The following is a 280-nucleotide window of genomic DNA, read 5'->3' as shown; positions in this document are numbered from 1 at the left end:
CGCGGCGCCGACCTGGGCCGCGAGGTCGTCGTAGCGCATGGTCAGGGTGAGGGTGACCGGTTCGCCGCCGTGTTCGGGCATCTGGTCGGCGCGCAGCATCAGGTCGATCAGCTCAGCGAACGCGTCGCCTTGGCGTTGCGTGCGGGTACGCGGGTCTGGGCCTTCCGAGGTGGTCGGGCGTGGCTTGGCCAGCGGGTCGATCAGCGCCTCGAACTTCGCGCCGGTGATCTTGTCCAACGTTCCCGAGACCTTCAGCAGATCGCCCCGCCAGTCCAGCGTG

At 69.3% G+C, this 280-nt stretch carries 1 protein-coding gene; it reads right to left on the bottom strand.

Annotated elements, in window-relative coordinates:
- Positions 1-280, bottom strand: a 280-nt coding sequence (locus LFM09_RS50185) for a DUF222 domain-containing protein (protein WP_414103745.1), incomplete at both ends; no start/stop codon positions are given.

Source organism: Lentzea alba (assembly GCF_047445655.1).
In the GTDB taxonomy this organism is placed as follows: domain Bacteria; phylum Actinomycetota; class Actinomycetes; order Mycobacteriales; family Pseudonocardiaceae; genus Lentzea; species Lentzea alba_A.
The sequence above is the reverse complement of the archived record's forward strand: the minus strand, read 5'-3'. Positions and strand labels throughout refer to the sequence as shown.